Source organism: Paenibacillus sp. FSL H8-0104 (assembly GCF_038050215.1).
Lineage (GTDB): Bacteria > Bacillota > Bacilli > Paenibacillales > Paenibacillaceae > Paenibacillus > Paenibacillus amylolyticus.
On the sequence record NZ_JBBOTC010000001.1, the window covers coordinates 5,902,272 to 5,922,391 of the forward strand.

Here is a 20,120-nt window from a genome sequence, read left to right on the forward strand (position 1 = left end):
CTAACTAAAATATTGAATATATTTCCAGAGTGTATAACAATAGTATCACTGGTAAATTATTTCATCAACGACTTATTATGATATAATACAACTTTTTTTTCATTAAAATATGCGATAACTTCTGCTTAGAAAAAAAAGAGCCCCACAACCTTGAATTCCAAGGTCGTGAAGCTCTTTCATCATATCAATTAATGTGCAACAGCATTGTTAAGCATAATCCAGATCGAACCAATTACGATGGTCATCATAATCAGCAAACCGAAGATAAGAGCCATCACATTCCAGCGTGGTTTCTCTGTTTCACGGATATGCATGAAGAAGAAGAGTTGAACCACAAACTGAAGTGCTGCCGTGCCAAGAACAACAATGAGTGTTCCTGTTCTTTCCATCATATCATTGAGAACCACCACAAGTGGAATGATTGTCAGAACGACGGACAGAATGAAGCCGATGACATAAGACTTCAGTGAACCATGTTGCTCATGACCGTGGGAATCATGTGAGTTGTGCTCTGACATCTACATCACCCCCATGAGATAGACGATCGACAGGAGGAAAATCCATACGACGTCCAAGAAGTGCCAGTACAAGCTGATGACGTTAATTTTACCGCGAGTAACATCGGTAATACCACGTTTTTTCAGTTGTAACATAAGTCCAATCATCCAGATCAGACCAAGCGATACGTGAAGTCCGTGAGTTCCCACAAGGGTGAAGAATGCGCCAGAAGCAGCACTCGTTGTAAAGCTGAACCCTTCGTGAATCAACTCAATAAACTCATATACTTCCAGTGCGATAAAGCTTGCACCCAGAACGGCTGTAACTGCCAGCCAACTGATTAATTGTTTTACTTTGCCTTGATTCATCGCCAGTACGGCTAGTCCGCTCGTAAATGAACTTGTGAGCAAGATAAACGTTTCGGCAATAACACCAGGCATTTTGATCAATTCAGACAAAATCGGTCCGCCCGCCGTATTGTCACGCAACACAATGAAGGTTGCGAACAATACGGAGAACAGGATAACGTCGGAAATCAGGAAGAACCAGAAACCGAGAATTTTCATTTCCTGTGGATCATGATGTCCATGGTCGTGACCATGTGCATGATTCTCACCGTGCTTAGCGGCTGCTTGAGCCATCTATACCGACCCCCTTAACGACGCTTCGGTACGTTTAATTTCGTCAACCGGAATGTAATAATCCGTATCATATGAGAATGAACGGGCGATCATACAGATCCCTACGCCAGCGAGTCCGAGAATTGCCATCCACAACCATCCGAAGACAAAGCCGAAACCGGCGATGAACCAGAAGACAGACATGATGAACGGAATTCCAGAGTTCTTCGGCATATGAATCGGCTCAAGCGGTTGCTCTGGCGGATAGATGCCTTTGGCACGACGTTCTTTCTCTTCCCACCACTCATCAATATCATCTCCGCGCGGTGTAACGGCGAAGTTGTATTCAGGAGCTGGTGAAGGAATTGACCACTCCAGCGTACGGCCATCCCATGGATCGGCGGAAGCTTTGAGTGATTTGTATTTGCGAATACCGTCTGCGATTTGTGCAACTTGGAACAGGAATCCGACACCCATCAGGAATGCCCCGATTGTGGATACGAAGTTCAGTTCCCACCAGCCAGTATCCCAGCCGTATGTGCTCAGACGACGTGTCATACCCATTAGACCGACAGCGTACTGCGGCATGAAGCAGACATAGAAACCAATATTCCAAGTCCAGAATGCCCATTTGCCCAGTTTCTCTTCGAGTTGGAAACCGAACATTTTAGGCCACCAGTAGTACAGACCTGCGAAGTATCCGAAGACAACTCCACCGATCAATACTTGGTGGAAGTGGGCAATCAGGAAGTAACTGTTGTGGAACTGGAAGTCAGCAGGAGCAACGGATAACAGAACGCCTGTCATACCCCCGACAATAAAGCACGGGATAAAGGCAAGTGTCCACATCATCGGAGTCGCCATGCGAATCCTTCCTCGATACATGGTAAACAGCCAGTTGAATATCTTAACCCCTGTTGGAATAGCAATCAACATCGTAGTTACGGCGAAGAATGCATTCACGTCTGCTCCGGAACCCATCGTGAAGAAGTGATGCGCCCATGTGAAGAAGGACAGGAAGCTGATGATCAACATCGCGAATACCATCGATTTGTAGCCAAACAGTTTTTTCCGTGAGAAGGTACTCACAATCTCGGAGAAAACACCGAATGCCGGCAAGACGACAATGTATACCTCAGGGTGACCCCACATCCAGATCAAGTTTATATACATCATTGGGTTACCGCCCAGATCAAGTGTGAAGAAATGCGCCCCGGCAAACCTGTCGAGGAATAACAATGCAAGTGTCACGGTCAAGATCGGGAAAGCAAACAAGATAATGATACAAGTGGAGAATACCGACCATGTGAACATCGGCATTTTCATCCATCTCATGCCTGGCGCACGCATTTTAATGATGGTAACCAGGAAGTTGATACCGGTAGCCAAGGAACCGATACCCGATATCTGTATACCCCATATATAGAAGTTCTGTCCTACCCCCGGACTGTGTGACAGCTCCGATAGAGGCGGATAACTCAGCCATCCTGCATCCGGTGAACCACCGATAACGAATGACAGGTTAAACAGCATTGCTCCCAGGAAGAATAACCAGAAGCTCAGTGCATTCAGGAACGGGAACGCAACGTCCCTTGCTCCGATCTGTAATGGCACGATAACGTTAAATAGACCAAACATAAATGGCATCGCCATGAACAAGATCATGATCGTACCGTGAGTTGTGAAGACCTGATTATAATGCTCAGGATTCAGAAATTCATTGTTAGGCATAGCTAGCTGAAGGCGCATCATTAGCGCATCCACACCACCACGGAACAACATGATAATGGAAGCAATGATATACATGATACCGATCTTTTTGTGATCGACAGTCGTTAACCAGTTACGCCAGAGCCAGCCCCATTTTTTGAAATAAGTTAGCACCGCTACAATAGTAATCATGGTAATTCCGATAGCTACCATCGCACCATAAATGAGCGGATCACCGGTTACGAAAAACTCCGATGCAAACTCTTTAAGTCCCTCTAACATTGGGGGCCTCCTTTCGAATCTTTAGTTAGCACTCTTGTCCTCGTCTTGATTGGACGTATCAGTTGCATTTTGAATGGCTCCAGAAGCTTCTTTTGAAGTTCCATGCTTACTGTGAGCACTTTGACCATCTACTACATACTTGGTCACAATATTTTGGAACAATCCTTCTGGGAAGGCAGAATAATAAGCAACGTTGCTTGTGCCTGGCTCAGCCAGTGCTTTGTAACCTTCTGTAGTCAACGCCTGAGAACTCTGTTTCACTTCAGCTACCCAATTGTCAAAATCTTCGTCCGATGTAGCATTCACATCAAAACGCATTTCTCCAAAATGCTCACCTGTGAAGTTAGCGCCTGAACCCCAGTACTTGCCTTCATGATCTGCCTGCAGATACAAGGTCATCGCCATACCCGACATCGTATAAATCTGTCCTCCAAGTTGCGGAATCCAGAATGAGTTCATCGGTGAATCCGCAGTGAGTTCAAATTTCACGGGCCGGTCTGCCGGAATATTCAACGTATTAACCGTTGCAATTCCTTGTTCTGGATACATAAACAGCCATTTCCAGTCCAGTGAAGACACTTGGATGGTAATTGGTGCTTTCTCGTGAGCCAACGGCTTCGAAGGTTCCAAAACATACGTGTAACGAATCGTTACAATTGCAAGTATTCCAATAATAATAATTGGAATGGTCCACCATACAACCTCCGCTTTGGTGCTATGAGCCCAGTTAGGTTCATATGCTGCTTTGTTGTCCGGTTTCTCACGGTAACGCCATACGATTACGGCAGCCAAAATGAGTACTGGCACAATAATGACAGCACACAAAATTGTCGAGATGACAATCAAATCTCTCTGCGAAGCGCCAATTGGCCCCTTCGGATCCAGAACAACGTACTGTCCGCCTGCCAGCATTGGCCAGACAATCAATGCAATTGTAACCAACGTCAGGACAACCGGAATGATAATCCGGATTAGCGACCTAGGTTTCTTGTTCATTTTGATCCCCTCTCCTTAAATTCGCTCATACTGAAAAATCAGTATACTACTCTCTTCCTACTAAAGATATCAGAAATGAACAACTTTTTTGTTCTTGTTAACAAATTTGTCGATTTTACACCTTAAATGTGTGAATTTTTTCTCACAAATCGCTTGCATGCTTGATATTTGTACTTCGTAATCTTTACACTTCAAGTCACAAAATAAAACCCTTTGCAGTCCCGTTGAACAGTGTCAACGAATCCGCAAAGGGCTTTATTGACTGGATTCCGGGAACTCATCCAGTCTTATTATGAACGAATTAACGCAGGATTATAATCAATCGGCGCCTTCGTCTTCCCGGCGTGTATGAACAAGGCCAATCGCTTTGGCAATAACGTAAATAAACACACTACCTACAAGGAATCCAATACCAACCATCAAGCCAAGATTACGATCATTAAATTCGTTCAGATTGATCAGACACATGATCACTCCCGTAATGAGTGCGACCCATGCCAGAACTGTCATCGTCAAGACGGCGCGCCGCATATTTTTGTCTTTGCGCTCCAATTGGCTAACCATTGCTGTCTTCGATGCCATAGTAAACACTTCCTTTTCCCTTTTTGTAAGTGCTTTCCTTATACCAATATACCACATCAGTATGATTTTTAGTCAACAAATGTTCAAATTTTCTTCGCAATTTAGACACTTTATTTCAAATTTATCCGTTGACAAAACATTATTCATTTCTTTCTTACTTCTTATAACCCAAAAAACGTCTCTTCATAACAGGAACCGCACTTGACCTTATGAAACCTTTATGAACTACTCCTTTCCAACGGTAAAAATACAAAAAAAAGACGGCACATTGGAATACTCCAATGTTACCGTCATTCTCAGCTTTAATAAGGGAACCATATATAATGAGGACCTGCTCTACCCTTAAAACCTGCCAACCAACTATTGAGGATTATGTTCGTTCCGTGTCTCCAACCAATTATTCTTGATGACGTTCTGATACCAGTAATAACTCTCCTTCGGTGTTCTCACGAGTGAACGATAGTCCATATGAACAAGACCAAAACGCATACGGTAGCCTTCTGCCCACTCAAAATTATCCATCAGTGACCATGCCATGTACCCTTTCAGGTTAATACCGTCATTAATGATGCGGTGAATTTGAGCCAAATGCTGCTCATAATATGAAATCCGGCGATCATCGTTAATTTTTCCGTTCTCCAGGTCATCATTGATGCAGGCACCATTCTCTGTGATATATACATCCACATTGCCGTACTTTTGCAAGTAATGCATAAATTCATACAAACCACGTGATTCTACGGGCCAGCCAATATCGGTTTTGGTGAGGCCCATATCAACTTCTTCCGATTGCAGAGCACCTGCCTCAGGATTGAAGCGATTGATCCCCATCGTGTAATAGTTAATGCCGAGCAGATCGATTGGTTGCGAGATGATCTCCATATCGCCTTCCTGAATTGGTACGGTAGCCCCCGCTTCTGCGAACCAATCCACCATAAACTGCGGATATGAACCTTTGTAGATTGGATCAAGGAACCAATCGGTATTAAGCGCAATTGATCGGTCACACGCAGCTTGGTCCTCAGGAGATTTGCTGTACGGCTCAGCCCAGCACACGTTCGGAGCAATACCAATCTGACCGGTTGTTCCCAAGCGACGGAAGGATTGAACCGCTTTACCATGAGCAACCAGTAATCCATGTGCCACATTAATAGAAGTTTGCAGGTCTTTGTTTCCTGGCGCATGAATCCCCAGAAGGTTTGACAGGAACGCGATACACCATGGTTCATTGAATGTCAGCCAGAAGTTGATTTTGCCCGAGAATTCTTTGAAGATCACTTCGGCATATTTCACAAAAGCGTCTACAGTTCTGCGGTTGCCCCAGCCCCCGTCATCCTCCAGCGTTTGCGGAAGATCCCAGTGATACAGTGTGAGGAACGGTTCAATTCCAGCCTCGATCAATGCATCCACGAAGCGATGGTAGAAATCCAGACCTTCCCGATTGATCTCCCCATCTCCGTCTGGAATAATGCGCGGCCAGGCAATGGAGAACCGGTATGTATTAATCCCGAGTTTCTTCATCAGTTCGATGTCTTCCTCGTAACGGTGGTAACTGTCACATGCGACATCCCCATTGTCTCCGTTATATACCTTGCCAGGTGTGCGCGCAAACGTATCCCAGATGGATACCCCGCGTCCACCTTCCTGTGCAGCTCCTTCTATTTGATAGGAAGCTGTTGCTGTTCCCCAGCGAAAATCTTGCGGAAATTTAAAAATGGTCATGGTTGGCTCCTCCGTCTCATAATGACACGCGGATCGTCTGTCCTGCGGTCATGGTTAAAATAATTACATAATCGCCCTGAGGCGTAAGCTCTGCCTTGGCTTGTTCATGTCCTTCTACACGCAGCGGATAAGCACTGCGAACGGTCAGCGTGTCACTTCGTTCTGCTTTGATGACTGCTGACGCAAGCTTGTTGTCCGCCCATGTTATTCCCACTGTATAACTACCTCTTGCACGAAGCCCTTCAACTCGACCTTGAGTCCAGAGTTCAGGCAGTGCCGGCAGTAAATGTAACTCGTTCAAGTGACTCTGCAATAACATCTCGGCTATTCCAGCCGTGCCTCCAAAGTTACCATCGATCTGGAACGGCGGATGATCGTCAAACAGATTCGGATGTGTGGATCGGGCCAGCAACGTGCGCACAAACTGATGTGCCTGGCTGCCATCCAGCAGTCGTGCATACAGATTGATCAACCATGCACAGCTCCATCCTGTGTGCCCACCACCTTGTGAGATACGACGTTCAAGCGATACCCTTGCAGCTTCCACAAGTTCTGGTGTGTGCACTCGATTGATCTGCTCTCCCGGATACAGTCCATACAGATGGGAGACGTGACGATGCCCTGGCTCGGATTCGGCAAAATCCTTAAACCACTCCAGCAATTGTCCTTCGCTTCCAATTCGGAATGGATAGAGTTTCTCCAGAGCCTCACTCCACTCGCTTGCCAACATCTCATCTATATTTAGTTGCTTCGAGGCCTCAATACAGCGGCTGAACAGTTCACGAATTAACGTCATATCCATCGTTGAAGCCATGGATATACTGCGTGCCTCCCCAGCATCTGTGAGAAACTTGTTCTCTGGTGAAGTGGATGGAATCGTAACCAGATAACCATCGGGCCCTTCCACCAGCCAATCGAGACAGAACAGCGCCGCCTCTTTCATGATGGGATACGCACGTTCCTCAAGAAAACGCTGATCCCCGGTAAATTGGTAATGCTCCCATAGATGCGAGGTCAGCCACACGCCACCCATCGGCCAGAAAGCCCAGCTTGCATCTCCACCTGTCGGTGTAGAGGTTCTCCAGATATCCACGTTATGATGGGCAGTCCATCCACGGGCTCCATACAGAATCCGCGCCGTTCTTCGTCCTGTATCACTGAGATCGGTCAGCATATCAAACAGTGGCTCATGGCATTCACTGAGATTGCAGACTTCCGCTGGCCAGTAATTCATCTCCGTGTTGATGTTGATCGTGTAATCACTGTGCCATGGCGGCTCTACCTGATGATTCCAGATTCCCTGCAGATTGGCAGGCTGGCTGCCCGGACGCGAACTAGCCATTAACAGATATCTTCCATATTGAAAATAAAGTGCCTCCAGTCCAGGGTCTTGTTGCCCTGTCTGATAAGCCTGCAGCCGCTCATCTGTAGGTAATTCGGCGTTAGCCGATACCCCTAAATTAATAGAGACTCTGTTAAACAACGCGCTATGATCCTGAATATGTCGGTCACGAAGCGCTTCCGCGCCATGTGTGGTCGCTTTGGAGATCATCTCCTTGCATTCCTCTTCCAATACAAGATGATCCTTCACAGGTAACACATCGTAACTCTCAAAGGAGGTAGCCGCTGCCAGATAAAACACAACTTGATCAGCACCCTGAATATGTAACTTGCCTTCCGGATTGGAGACCTTCACCTGATCACCAGATGCCGTAAATGCTACACGGACAGCATAAGCCGTCCCCCGATCCTCTTCATAGAGAACGGATTCCGGGTGATCTCCGAAGTAATTGGACTCCACATGACTTGGGGTCCGACTGAACATGGTTAGAGCATCTCCCGAAGTCTCAACGCGATAAGGATGGGGACTGTCTAACGTAGCACTTACACTCACAGCGCCCTTCTGATCAGCAGTTAATGTACAGACCATCAGATCATCCGAAGCACTTGAATACACTTCACGTACGTATTGAGTTCCTTCCAATGAGTAGGTTGTGGTTGCAATACCCGATTCCAGATCAAGCTCCCGTTCAAATGCATCATATGAAAGATCATCCAGACCCTCATGGTGCAATAGAAAATGACCCATCGGTTGGTAGGCCTCTACATCACGACCAAGCATTTCACGGTTCAACAAATCCTCAGCTTCACCATACTGCCCAGACATGATCAACTCTCGCGTCTGTTTCAAATACCGCTGACTGCTGTATTGAATCGTATCCCGTGGAAACCCTGACCATAATGTATCTTCATTGAGCTGAATTCGTTCATCTGCTGCGCCACCGTACACCATGCCTCCAAGACGGCCGTTTCCGATGGGCAATGCTTCTTCCCAGCGTTTTGCCGGTTGTTGATACCATAGACGATTGATTTTAGGTTGGTTATTGTGTTGGGACATGATTAGCTCCTGTTCCTGAATAAGCAGTATATTTCTTATGTCATAAAACGTTTTCGGTAAGTGCTTACAATAATAAAATTATATGTGATTTCAAAATTTGCGTCAATGCAAATCATCACATCATTCCACAAAAAAAAGGCCCCATATAGGGCCCTTTCCTTGTGTAACCATGGATCGCAGACAATCCATATTATTTTACGTCTTTTCCTGTCCACAGAGAGACACGTTCCTTAACCCAAACCGTAAATTGTTTCTCCATTTCAACTGCACCCGCTTTGTCCAAATCAGCCAGTAAAGCATCATAGGTTGCATCAAAGTTTGCTGGTGTAGTCAGAACAGCTTCCGGAATCCGTTTACGGATGATATCCTGCGTTTTCTGGAACGTTACCTCATAGTCTGTACCGGAAGGTACGGACATGTTATACGCTGCGCCCCAATCCTTAACTGGCAGATCTTCTTCAGCCGGATAGAACTCTTTCCAAGTCGTGATACCGTAAGCTTTCAGCGTTTCTTTCTCTGCAGCCGTGTAACCAGCTACAATCTGCTCAGGGAAGTTTGTTGTGTAGTAGTTATCCGTAGAATCTTTTACACCATCACCGTATCTTGCGCTAAATATGTTATACATCCCAATTCCTGTTTCCTTGCTGAAATTGGAGTTGTCATTCGTTTTGCGGTCTTGAACGTCTTCTGGAATCACGCGTTTACCATCTTCTACGTTGTAATGTTCACCTTCGATACCCCAGTTTCTCAGAACTTGTCCTTCATCGGAAGCAAGCCAATCCATGAATTTGATGATACGCACTGGATCTTTGGCCGAAGTTGTAATCCCGATGCCATAACCGTCAAATCCGGCTGGTTGGAACGTATGATCCACAATCTCATCGTTAAGTGATACAGAGAAGTGAGCGTATGTGGCATCATCCTTACCTGATGATTTAAGCGCGTTCTCCGCTTCTTGATAGTTCCACTCTTGGTCAATCAGACCGAGGACACGGCCACTGGCAATTTTGGACTTGTATTGGTCATCCTTTTGAACAAAGGCATCTTTGTCCAGTAGGCCTTCATTGTACATTTTATTCAACCAGCGGAAATATTCTCTTTCCTCTGGACGTTTGTAGTGCAATTTGGCTTCATACGTTTCAGGGTCAATGTAATATTCACCATCATCCGGTGCACCTGTTGCCTGGAAAGCCGGGTTCGTTACCGTGATCATGATTTTCCAATCATCTGCATTCAATGTTAATGGAATGGTTGGTTGACCATCAATGGTTGGATGTTTTTCATAATAGGCTCTGAGTACATTCTCGTAATCCTCAAGTGTCTTCACTTCAGGGTATCCGAGCTCTTTCAATACTCTTTGCTGAATTTCAAATCCACCTGTAGCGTCAAACGTAACATTATCAACACCCATATTGGTTGGAATGGTATATATCGCTTGATCTTCCAAACTGTATTTCAAACGATTCATCTGTTCTCCGTAGATTTTTTTCAGATTGGGAGCATGCTCCTCAATCAGATCCGTGAGATCCAGCATCGCGCCTGCATCCACAAGCTTAGATAAGTTACCTTTAGGGTAGATCATATCAGGAAAGTCACCACTGGCAGCCATTAGCGCAATCTTCTGGTTACCACCATCGTTTACATCATACTCTGCTTCAATGGTAACGCCTGTTTGCTCCGTAATCTTTTTACCTACAGCATCTTGCATCTTGTTCCAGGTTGGACTAGCATCCGCCCCGAAGAATGTAACTGTGATCGGTTCGGTTCCGCTGGACTCCGAAGTCTCTTTGGTTCCCGAATTCCCGCAACCAGCTGTAACCAACATTGCACTTGCGAGCATCAACATTGCAAACGTCTTGGGTGTATTGCCTTTCATTTTGCCTCTCATTGTCTAGTTCCCCCTATTATTTATGAAGGTTTTATCTGTATAACAGGCTTTATGCCTGAGGATACCACTTTTTTTGAATGCGCTTTCGGTATCGTTCATTCCGACGTGTTTACTGAAGCTGACGTTTCGATTCTGCCAAAAGAAAGATTCTTCTTCTAACAAACGTAAAACGTTTTCGTAAATGGAATAAACCGCTTACTGAAAGTGCTTACATGATAGATTATAGGCTATCCATCACCTCACGTCAACAACAAAAAAAGCCCTTTCTCAAGGGCTTTTTTTGCTATGAAAATCAATAGCTTTCATGCTTGGTTTTCAAGCTTATTTCACATCTTTTCCAGTCCAGAGAGCTACACGTTCTTTGATCCAAACCGTGTATTGTTTCTCCATCTCCACTGCACCCGCTTTATCGAGTTCAGCCAGAAGACTATCATATACGCTGTCGAAGTTCTCAGGTTTGGCAAGGATCGCCTCTGGAATACGTTTACGTACGATATCCTGTGTTTTCTGGAACGTTACGTTGTAATCCGTGTCAGATGGTACAGGCATGTTGTATGCTGCGCCCCAATCTTTCAGCTTCAGATCATCGTCGGAAGGATAGAAATCTTTCCATGTTGTAATACCATAGGCTTTCAACGTTTCCTTCTCAGCGGCAGTGTAACCAGCTTGAATCTGTTCAGGGAAGTTCGTTGTATAGTAGTTATCCGTGGCATCTTTCACACCATCACCATATCTGGCGCTAAATATGTTATACATGCCTACGCCTGATTCTTTGGTAAAAGCAGAGTTATCATTGGTTTTGCGATCTTGTACGTCAGCCGGAATGATGCGTTTCCCATTCTCGACTTGGTAATGTTGGCCTTCAACGCCCCAGTTTCTCAGGACCTGACCTTCATCGGAAGCAAGCCAATCCATGAATTTGATAATACGTACTGGATCTTTGGCCGAAGTTGTGATTCCGATACCATAACCGTCAAATCCTGTCGGTTGGAACGTATGATCCACAATATCCTTGTTCAGGGATACGGAGAAGTGGGCATATGTTTTGTCTCCACCGTTAGATGATTTCAAAGCATTCTCCGCCTCACCATAGTTCCACTCTTGGTCAATTAGACCAAGTACACGGCCACTGGCAATTTTGGATTTGTATTGGTCATCCTTTTGAACAAATGTATCTTTATCAAGCAGACCCTCATTGTACATTTTGTTCAACCAACGGAAATATTCTTTTTCTTCAGGACGTTTGTAGTGTAGAACGGCTTCATACGTCTCAGGGTTGATATAATACTCACCGTCATCCGGTCCACCCGTAGCTTGGAATGCAGGGTTCGTTACCGTAATCATAATTTTCCAGTCATCTGCATTCAATGTTAACGGAATCGTCGGTTGACCATCAATCGTTGGATGTTTTTCATAATACGTTCTCAATACGTTCTCGTAGTCCTCAAGCGTTTTTACTTCAGGGTAGCCAAGCTCTTTCAATACTCTTTGTTGAATTTCGAATCCGCCCCTAGCGTCAAACTCAACGTTATCTACACCCATATTCGTCGGGATCGTGTAAATGGCTTGATCTTCCAAACTGTATTTCAGACGGTTCATCTGATCACCATAGATTTTTTTCAAGTTGGGAGCATGCTCCTCAATTAGATCGGTCAGGTCCAACATCGCGCCTGCATCCACAAGCTTAGACAAGTTGCCTTTAGGATAGATAATATCAGGGTAATCACCACTGGCAGCCATCAAAGGAATCTTTTGGTCACCACCATTATTCACATCATACTCAGCTTCAATTGTAACTCCCGTTGCCTTAGTAATTTCTTGACCGACAGCATCCTTCATGTTATTCCAGTTCGGACTCGCGTCTGCACCAAAGAATGTGAAGGTCACTGGACTGGTTGTATCTCCGGAATCAACCGGTTTCTCTGAAGCGTTAGTTCCTCCTCCACTGCCGCTGCATCCTGCTGTAATTGCAAGAGCACTGGCTAACAGAAGCATTGCGAATGTTTTTGGTGTTTTGCCCTTCATGTGTAATCCCCCTTATGGATATTAATGAAGCTGTATATTTGTATAACAGGCTGACCTGCAAATACCGTAACCAGATGAAACAAATGTTCTTCTCTTGCTTTACTTCCTCTTCATTCTGCAAATGTTTACTTTGAGATTCAGGTGTATGGCACGTGTTGTACAAGCGAATGTAAGTGCTTTCATACTTGAATAATAATCTCTCCTATATCCCTTGTCAATAGTGAATTTATAAAATTGAAAACGTTTTTTAGAAAACGTTTTAGATAAAAAAAGAACCCAAATATTCTGGGTTCTTTTTCGTTTTAGATCTGAATTGCTAATCGTTTATTTAGCTTCTTCACCGCTCCACAATTGAACACGGTTTTGAACGAGTTCTGTATATTGTTTCTCCATATCCTCTGCGCCTGCTTGGTTCACTTCTGTAATCATGCCGTCATAGATCGCATCGAACTGTTCAGGAGTACTCAGAATGGCTTCCGGGATACGCTTCCGGATGATATCCTGTGTTTTCTTGAAGATGACGTTGTAGTTGGAGTCACCTGGTGTTGGCAGATTGTATGCTGCTCCCCATGGTTTGATTGGGAACTCATCTTCACTCGGGAACAGATCTTTCCACGTCGTAGCACCGTAAGCTTTGAGTGTTTCTTTCTCTGCATCGGAATATGCTGCAACGATCTGTTCAGGGAAATTCGTAGTGTAGTAGTTATCCGTTGAATCCTTCACACCGTCTCCATAGTGACCGGACATATTGGTGTACAGTCCGATACCCGTTTCTTTCTGGAATACAGCTGCATTATTGGTTTTCTGATCCAGAATGTCGGCAGGAATGACACGTTTGCCGTCCTTCACTTCATACTGTTTGCCCTCAATTCCCCAGTTCATCAGCACTTGCCCTTCTTCAGAAGCCAGGTAATCGAAGAATTTGATCGTACGAACCGGGTCAGGATTCGATGTTGTAATCCCTACACCCCAACCGGATACAAAACCAGGGTCTTGGTAGGCATGATCCTTGATATCCTCGGACAGGGTTACTGGAAAGTGTGAATACGTTGCTTCAGTCTTACCAGCGGATTTCAATGCATTTTCTGCATCGGAATAACCCCAATCCTGGTCAATGACACCCAGAACACGTCCACTTGCAATTTTGGATTTGTATTGGTCTGTTTTCTGGATAAAGCTGTCCTGATCCAGCAATCCAGTGTTGTACATATGGTTCAACCAGCGGAAGTATTCTTTTTCCTCTGGACGTTTGTAATGCAGACTTGCTTCATACGTCTCTGGATCGATGTAGTATTCACCATCATCCGGAGCTCCTGTTGCCTGGAAGGCTGGGTTCGTTACGGTAATCATGATTCTCCAATCATCCGCGTCCAGTGTTAACGGGATGGTTGGCTGACCATCAATTGTTGGGTGTTTTTCTTTGTACGCCTTCAATACATTCTCGTAATCCTGAAGTGTACGTACTTCCGGATATCCGAGTTCTTTCAGTACACGGTGCTGAATGCCAAATCCACCACCTGCATCAAAGTACTTTTGGTCTACCGCATAATACGTTGGCAGCACATAAATAGCCTGATCTTCATTACTGTATTTCAACCGGTCCATGTAATTACCATACAGCTTCTTCAGATTGGGAGCATATTGGTCGATCAGATCTGTCAGATCGAGCATTGCTCCGGCATCCACCAGTTTGCTGAGTTCTCCTTTGGGGGAGACAATATCCGGATAGTCTCCGCTCGCCGCCATTAAGGATATTTTATCTTGACCACCACTAACGGCAAATTCACCGTTAAGGGTTATCCCTGTTTTTTCCGTAAGGACTTTACCTACTTCATCCTTCATGCCATTCCAGTTCGGACTGGGGTCAACGCTGAAGAAATCAAAAGTAAGTGGAGTTGTCTCTGCGCTTGTATCCTTGAACGACGTATCACTGCCGCTTCCTCCACCGCAACCTGCGAGTAAAGACATTGCAAGCACTGGTGCCAGTGCAATCTTCATTTTGGAACTTGCCATAATGGTAATCCTCCCTGTTTCATATGTCTGTTTGTCCGGGACTTTTTTGTCCCTGTCTATAGCTTCATGAATACCACACCGCAGCCCTATACGGTGAAGCGCAGACCAAATGGCTGCGCTTCGGGTATCCTGATGCTTCATTTGTAGATGTACGGCCGCTCTATGTGGCAGCCTGTACCCTATTGTTTAACCTTTTACTGCGCCCAGTGTCATACCACCAACAAAGTACTTCTGAAGGAATGGATATACAATGAGGATTGGAACCGTCACAACGATCGTAATCGCCATTTTGATCGATTCCGGTGAAATCTGTGTCATTTGCTGCGCCATATCATTGGCATTTCGTCCAGCACCTGAGCCCTGCTGTGTACTTTGCAATACTTTCATCAGCTCATATTGGAGCGTGGTCAGATGTGCCTTTGAACCATTATACAGGTACGTATCAAACCACGCATTCCATTGACCTACAGCCAGGAACAATGCGATGGTAGCAAGCACTGGTTTACACAGTGGCAAGATGATTCTGTAATAGATTGTAAAGTCATTCGCTCCATCCAGCTTCGCGGATTCCTGCAATGAGTATGGCAGGCCATCAATGAATGAACGGATGATAAACACGTTAAATGCACTGATCATGCCAGGCAATACATATACCCAGAATGTACCGATCAGGTCCAAGTCACGCATCAGGATGTACACCGGAATCAGACCACCGGAGAAATACATCGTGAGTGCGAGTGTTGTGGATACAAATTTTCTAAGTCCAAAGTCAGGTCTGCTCAGTGTAAAGGCGATCATAGATGAACTGATCAATCCGAGCACGGTACCTACAAGTGTACGCAGAATGGATATCTGCAAACCTTGTAACAATCCATCATATTGGAAAATCGTTTTGTAGTTCTGTAATGTGAATTCGCGAGGCCACAAGTAAATTCCGCCACGTACTGTATCTGTCGAGTTATTGAGTGAGATGGCTAGTACGTTAAGGAATGGATAAAGTGTTACAACCAGCACCATGGTCATCGCGAGGATGTTGAATATATCGAACAGTTTATCGCCCCGAGTAGCATTGAATGCTTTGTTCGCCATAATGTCGTCCCCTCCCTACATGATGCTTTCTTTTGTGAATTTTTTGAACAAGCCGTTCGCAGTAAACAGAAGGATGATACTGACAACGGAGTTGAATATACCTATGGCTGTACCATACGAGAATCGTCCCATATTCAAACCATAATTGAGCGCGTATAGATCAAGTACTTCCGAGTAGTCTGTGACCAGACTGTTTTGTAGCAAAAATTGCTTCTCGAAACCGATACTGATAAGATGTCCAATCGACATGATGAAAAGTACAGAAATCGTGGTCCGTATGCCAGGCAGCGTAATATGCCACATCTGTCTCCAGCGGTTGGCTCCATCTACACGGGAGGCTTCATACAGCTCATTGTCGATACCTGTAATCGCCGCCAGATAGATGATGGCATTCCAACCGGTTTCCTTCCACATATCTGAAGCGGTTACAATGTACCAGAACAAGTTCCCCTTGGCCATGAATTGGATCGGCTGATCGATAATGTTCAGTCCTACCAATAGATCATTGATAATCCCTCCATCGGTGGAGAGCATCTTCGTAATGATCCCGGCTACAACAACCCAGGATACAAAGTGAGGCAGATATGATACCGTTTGCACGGCACGTTTGAAGAACATGCCTCTCATTTCATTCAGGAGAATAGCGAAGAATATCGGTACGATAAAACCGACAACTAGTCCCATCAAGCTCATTGCAAGTGTATTTCGAAGTACCAGATAGAAACGATCATCACTGAACAGCTCTACAAAGTGTTTAAAACCAACCCACTCTTGATCACCAAACGATCTGGCAGGTTTATAATTTTGGAAAGCCATCGTCCATCCCCATAGTGGCAGATAGTTAAATACGAAAACCCAAGCTACGAATGGCAATGACATGAGATAGAGATATTTCTGCTGTTTCATTCTGTCCCAAATTCCGTTCCGCCGATTCTTTAAAGGCGGTTTGGGGTCACTGCTTCTGTTCGCGGAAGCGGATTTTTTTGTTAGCGTTTCCATCTCCGTTCCCCCTCCTCTGTTTTATAAAATAATCATACTCGATAGAGCGTTTTCAAAATACCATCTGGATTTTAGAGAAAATCATATAAAAATTAGATATCGACATATATAATCAGACATTAATTCGTTAAAATCAGTGATAAATTCTACTTTTAAATTATATAAAAGTAATATTAAGGTAAAATACTGTTGAAAGTGGTAAATATCGAAAACGTTTTATAGTAATCGTTTACTTCAATTACATGGCATACAAAAAGGACCCTTTCGGGTCCCTCTGGTTACAATGTAAACTGAATGGTTTGCAGTTTAACGATGCCGAGTAGTTGCGCTACGGATATGGAGGTTGCTGGACGGAATTGATCTCCATTCAGATACGCAAGCATCTCCTGAAATAAGTAGGCGGCTTCCGGACGCTTCATTACAGCCAGATTGGCAAACGGAAGTGAGGATATCAAAATCTTGCCCTTCCCTACTTTTGCCTCAAAGGCATAAGCGAGTCGTTTGGCCCGATGGAAATGGTCCACCACTTCGATCAGCGGCTCCACCCCGGGCAACGTATCCAAACATATCGCTGGTGTACCGTTCACCAAGTGATACCAATGCCAGTCCGAAGCCCCATCATGCGGGAAGGAGCCTAGTAGTGCTGGCCGATCTCTCAAATACATACCCATCGTTGCACCAGGCTGTGTAGCAAACATCAGGTAATTCCAGAATACAGGCAGATACTTGGTCTCCACTGAATCATATAACCCTTCTGCGGTTGGCTGTAGCCAAACACTCCCCCCGTTGACCACATAATCAACGACATTGGGTGTTAACGACTGAACGATAACCAAGTCAATCTCCCGATTTTTCAACAACTGGAATCCATCGATGCGATCTACGCAATCATCATGCGCTTCACCCAATAATGGCTTCAACTCTGCCACGGTATTCCAGAACCGATTCGAACCCGGATGAGACTCGTAAAAAGGAAACGACCAGCCATGCCATACATTCGCTACAGTTCTTTCCGAATCGCCTGATATCAGCTCCGCTTCGATCCGAAAAGATGCTGCCCCTTCATTAGGAGCGGTAGCGACGATGCTTCCCAGTGACATGACAGACCCACATTGGATATCTCCGGTCTTCCATGCCCCTTCAGTAAGCATCACATCATCGCTTATTAACCTCCACTGAATGACCGTGTCCTCAAGCGGCTCCTTACCGTAGTGAGAGATGCGTACATCGACATGAATGGGTTCTCCGGCGTAAAATGTACGCTCCTTGCAGCTTAACAACAGCACCACATCTGCGTTGAAACACATGAATTCTTCCGGTGTTGTAATGCCTTTGTCATCCCAAAATACATCCAGAATGCCCGTCGTAGCATGTCCCTGCCCTGGAAAATCACGAATGTCCAGAAGCTGTACGCCCGCAGCGTCCGGTGTTCGCCGAATTCGCTCCATGGCTTCTTTTAAGGAACGTACCAGATGGGTACCACTGACCTGTTGAAAATGCTCCAGGTCCCCCATCATACCTTTGTTTGTCAACGATTCTTCGATCGGTCGTAACCAGCTAGGACGCAATACGCCAGTATACTTCGCTCGCTCTTGGGGCCGCACATACATGGTGTACTGTGCATGTTCGTGCCCAATGACGGGATGCTCCGCGAGCCGAGTGACTGCATGATAGTCCAGCGTGGTATCCGGCACAGCAGAATATGCAGATTCCAACGGGGGATGCCAGTTCAAAGACTGAATATAATAATCACCTTCCCGCCCTTGCGCCGGAAGCTGTCCAAAACCTGTATTGTCCGTATATAACCGGGTCGGGTCCATATCCCTTGCCCTTGAGACCAATGCATTGAGTTCTGGGTGGCCATTCGGACCAATGAGTTCATTCCCCATGGAGAACATAACGAATGAGGGATGTCTATGCAGCGACTGAAGCACCCCGTCCAGTTCTTGTGTCAGATAGGTCAATACTTCAGCTGGCGCAGACTGATCCGATTGTTCAAAGAAACGAGACCAATGGGGAAGTTCTGCCTGCACCAACATGCCCGCTTCATCAGCAGCATCCCAGAAAGGCTCCGGCGCGCTCCACCCATGCAGTCGGACATGGTTAAAGCCATACGATCTGGCGATTCGAAATTGCTGAAGATAATGCTCCTTGTCCCAGACGGGATAACCCGTCAGTGGGAAGATACAGCAATCGACGTATCCACGCAAATATACTGGTGTCCCATTCAACTCAAGCTGCTTCCCGTTTGTTGCAAAGGAGCGTACACCAAATGATTGCTCCAGCCGATCCAGTTCCCGTTCACCGTCATGCAGACGGATCACTGCCTTGTATAATTCAGGGGATTCATCTGACCATCTTGCGACAGACTTTCCTGTCCCAAGTTCCAATCGCCACTGATCTATTAAAGCGTTGCTTTCATTTACACCTACTGAGCTTATATCCACATGCGCTGGAACACTCATATCCACATGACAACTATATCGATCAAGCCATGTGCCGTCCGGTTGCTGGATATCCACATGTAATTGCATCGATCTAGCGGAATCATTTGCGGGAGCGCTTACAGTACAATCAACCAGAATGGTTCCGTTCTCAGCATCTGTTTGAATATGTAACGTCTGTAATCGGCATGGGGGCAGACTGTCCAGATAAACACCACCCGTGATTCCACCCCAGGCTGTGGCCGTATGCAATGAATGAATATGGCTACCCGCCAGCGGAAGTTTCATCGTATTATCAACGCGCATCTCCACACGATTCACTTCTCCCTGCTTCACCAGAGAGGTAACATCCCACTTCTGTTGATTCACCAGACTATCCTGCTGCCCGGCATACTGTCCATTGATCCAGAGATGCGTTGTCCATCGGACACCTTCCAATCTGAATACATAGTGGCATCCGGGATCGTCTGATGGAACATGAACATCCTGAGCATACCAGGCTGAGCCTTCAAATTCGCGTACCTTGGTCCAAGTATCGAGCCTTTCGTATTCAGGCTCATCTCCGTATCCTTGCTCTTCCCATGAACCGGGAATCTGAATGGTCTCCCATGATGTATTTTCACACTGTGATGGCGGTAATATCTCTTGTTCAACGAGTATATCGGACTCCAGATCCAAACAAAACTGCCATGTTCCATTTAAGTTCAATGTATGACGCACAGCGCCTATATCAGACAAATTCATATCGTATAGCCATCCCTTCATCTGGATACTTGTAAATCCAGTCTAAAATGTGAAGCATTCGGTGACCATTGCTTATCATGGGAAGTGCATGGACAATATGATGAATCTGG

13 protein-coding genes are annotated in these 20,120 nt (G+C 45.4%); all 13 read right to left on the bottom strand.

Features of this window, described 5'->3' with window-relative positions; all coding sequences use genetic code 11:
- Positions 1-188 precede the first annotated feature (188 nt).
- Positions 189-518 (bottom strand): cytochrome o ubiquinol oxidase subunit IV, encoded by a 330-nt coding sequence (gene cyoD / locus NST38_RS26110; RefSeq protein WP_036606914.1) that lies wholly within the window; start codon positions 516-518, stop codon positions 189-191.
- Complete coding sequence (gene cyoC / locus NST38_RS26115; RefSeq protein WP_036606911.1) at positions 519-1,139, bottom strand: cytochrome o ubiquinol oxidase subunit III; 621 nt, start codon at positions 1,137-1,139, stop codon at positions 519-521. It abuts the gene before it with no gap.
- Complete coding sequence (locus NST38_RS26120; protein WP_036606909.1) at positions 1,140-3,110, bottom strand: cbb3-type cytochrome c oxidase subunit I; 1,971 nt, start codon at positions 3,108-3,110, stop codon at positions 1,140-1,142.
- A 21-nt stretch (positions 3,111-3,131) separates the two neighbouring features.
- Positions 3,132-4,106 carry a ubiquinol oxidase subunit II gene (gene cyoA, locus NST38_RS26125; protein WP_036606906.1) on the bottom strand — a complete coding sequence of 325 codons (975 nt, stop codon included), beginning with the start codon at positions 4,104-4,106 and terminating at the stop codon, positions 3,132-3,134.
- Positions 4,107-4,424: 318 nt separating this feature from the next.
- Complete coding sequence (locus tag NST38_RS26130; RefSeq protein WP_036606904.1) at positions 4,425-4,688, bottom strand: hypothetical protein; 264 nt, start codon at positions 4,686-4,688, stop codon at positions 4,425-4,427.
- Positions 4,689-5,048: 360 nt separating this feature from the next.
- Positions 5,049-6,410 (bottom strand): GH1 family beta-glucosidase, encoded by a 1,362-nt coding sequence (locus NST38_RS26135; protein WP_091038517.1) that lies wholly within the window; start codon positions 6,408-6,410, stop codon positions 5,049-5,051.
- A 16-nt stretch (positions 6,411-6,426) separates the two neighbouring features.
- A complete protein-coding gene (locus NST38_RS26140; protein WP_341344152.1) occupies positions 6,427-8,808 on the bottom strand; it encodes a glycoside hydrolase family 95 protein in 2,382 nt (793 codons plus the stop codon).
- 190 nt (positions 8,809-8,998) lie between these two features.
- The gene (locus NST38_RS26145) at positions 8,999-10,696 is read right to left on the bottom strand and encodes an ABC transporter substrate-binding protein (protein ID WP_370511447.1); all 1,698 of its coding nucleotides are present in this window, start codon (positions 10,694-10,696) and stop codon (positions 8,999-9,001) included.
- 321 nt (positions 10,697-11,017) lie between these two features.
- Positions 11,018-12,721, bottom strand: coding sequence for an ABC transporter substrate-binding protein (locus NST38_RS26150; RefSeq protein WP_036606898.1), 1,704 nt, complete (start codon positions 12,719-12,721; stop codon positions 11,018-11,020).
- A 324-nt stretch (positions 12,722-13,045) separates the two neighbouring features.
- Positions 13,046-14,734 carry an ABC transporter substrate-binding protein gene (locus NST38_RS26155; protein WP_076328875.1) on the bottom strand — a complete coding sequence of 563 codons (1,689 nt, stop codon included), beginning with the start codon at positions 14,732-14,734 and terminating at the stop codon, positions 13,046-13,048.
- Between the two features lie 186 nt (positions 14,735-14,920).
- Positions 14,921-15,823, bottom strand: a complete 903-nt coding sequence (locus NST38_RS26160) for a carbohydrate ABC transporter permease (protein ID WP_127546605.1) — start codon at positions 15,821-15,823, stop codon at positions 14,921-14,923.
- Positions 15,824-15,838: 15 nt separating this feature from the next.
- Positions 15,839-16,822: an ABC transporter permease gene (locus NST38_RS26165; protein ID WP_127546607.1), complete on the bottom strand. Its 984-nt coding sequence runs from the start codon at positions 16,820-16,822 to the stop codon at positions 15,839-15,841.
- A gap of 278 nt (positions 16,823-17,100) precedes the next feature.
- Positions 17,101-20,010 carry a glycoside hydrolase family 2 protein gene (locus NST38_RS26170; RefSeq protein WP_341344153.1) on the bottom strand — a complete coding sequence of 970 codons (2,910 nt, stop codon included), beginning with the start codon at positions 20,008-20,010 and terminating at the stop codon, positions 17,101-17,103.
- Between the last annotated feature and the right edge of the window lie 110 nt (positions 20,011-20,120).

Coding starts and splice junctions, on each gene's coding strand:
- NST38_RS26155 (WP_076328875.1), bottom strand. CDS start 14,734: ATGGCAAGTTCCAAAATGAAGATTGCACTGGCACCAGTGCTTGCAATG.
- NST38_RS26160 (WP_127546605.1), bottom strand. CDS start 15,823: ATGGCGAACAAAGCATTCAATGCTACTCGGGGCGATAAACTGTTCGAT.
- NST38_RS26170 (WP_341344153.1), bottom strand. CDS start 20,010: ATGAATTTGTCTGATATAGGCGCTGTGCGTCATACATTGAACTTAAAT.
- NST38_RS26140 (WP_341344152.1), bottom strand. CDS start 8,808: ATGTCCCAACACAATAACCAACCTAAAATCAATCGTCTATGGTATCAA.
- NST38_RS26130 (WP_036606904.1), bottom strand. CDS start 4,688: ATGGCATCGAAGACAGCAATGGTTAGCCAATTGGAGCGCAAAGACAAA.
- cyoD (WP_036606914.1), bottom strand. CDS start 518: ATGTCAGAGCACAACTCACATGATTCCCACGGTCATGAGCAACATGGT.
- NST38_RS26145 (WP_370511447.1), bottom strand. CDS start 10,696: ATGAGAGGCAAAATGAAAGGCAATACACCCAAGACGTTTGCAATGTTG.
- NST38_RS26135 (WP_091038517.1), bottom strand. CDS start 6,410: ATGACCATTTTTAAATTTCCGCAAGATTTTCGCTGGGGAACAGCAACA.
- NST38_RS26120 (WP_036606909.1), bottom strand. CDS start 3,110: ATGTTAGAGGGACTTAAAGAGTTTGCATCGGAGTTTTTCGTAACCGGT.
- NST38_RS26150 (WP_036606898.1), bottom strand. CDS start 12,721: ATGAAGGGCAAAACACCAAAAACATTCGCAATGCTTCTGTTAGCCAGT.
- NST38_RS26165 (WP_127546607.1), bottom strand. CDS start 16,822: ATGGAAACGCTAACAAAAAAATCCGCTTCCGCGAACAGAAGCAGTGAC.
- cyoC (WP_036606911.1), bottom strand. CDS start 1,139: ATGGCTCAAGCAGCCGCTAAGCACGGTGAGAATCATGCACATGGTCAC.
- cyoA (WP_036606906.1), bottom strand. CDS start 4,106: ATGAACAAGAAACCTAGGTCGCTAATCCGGATTATCATTCCGGTTGTC.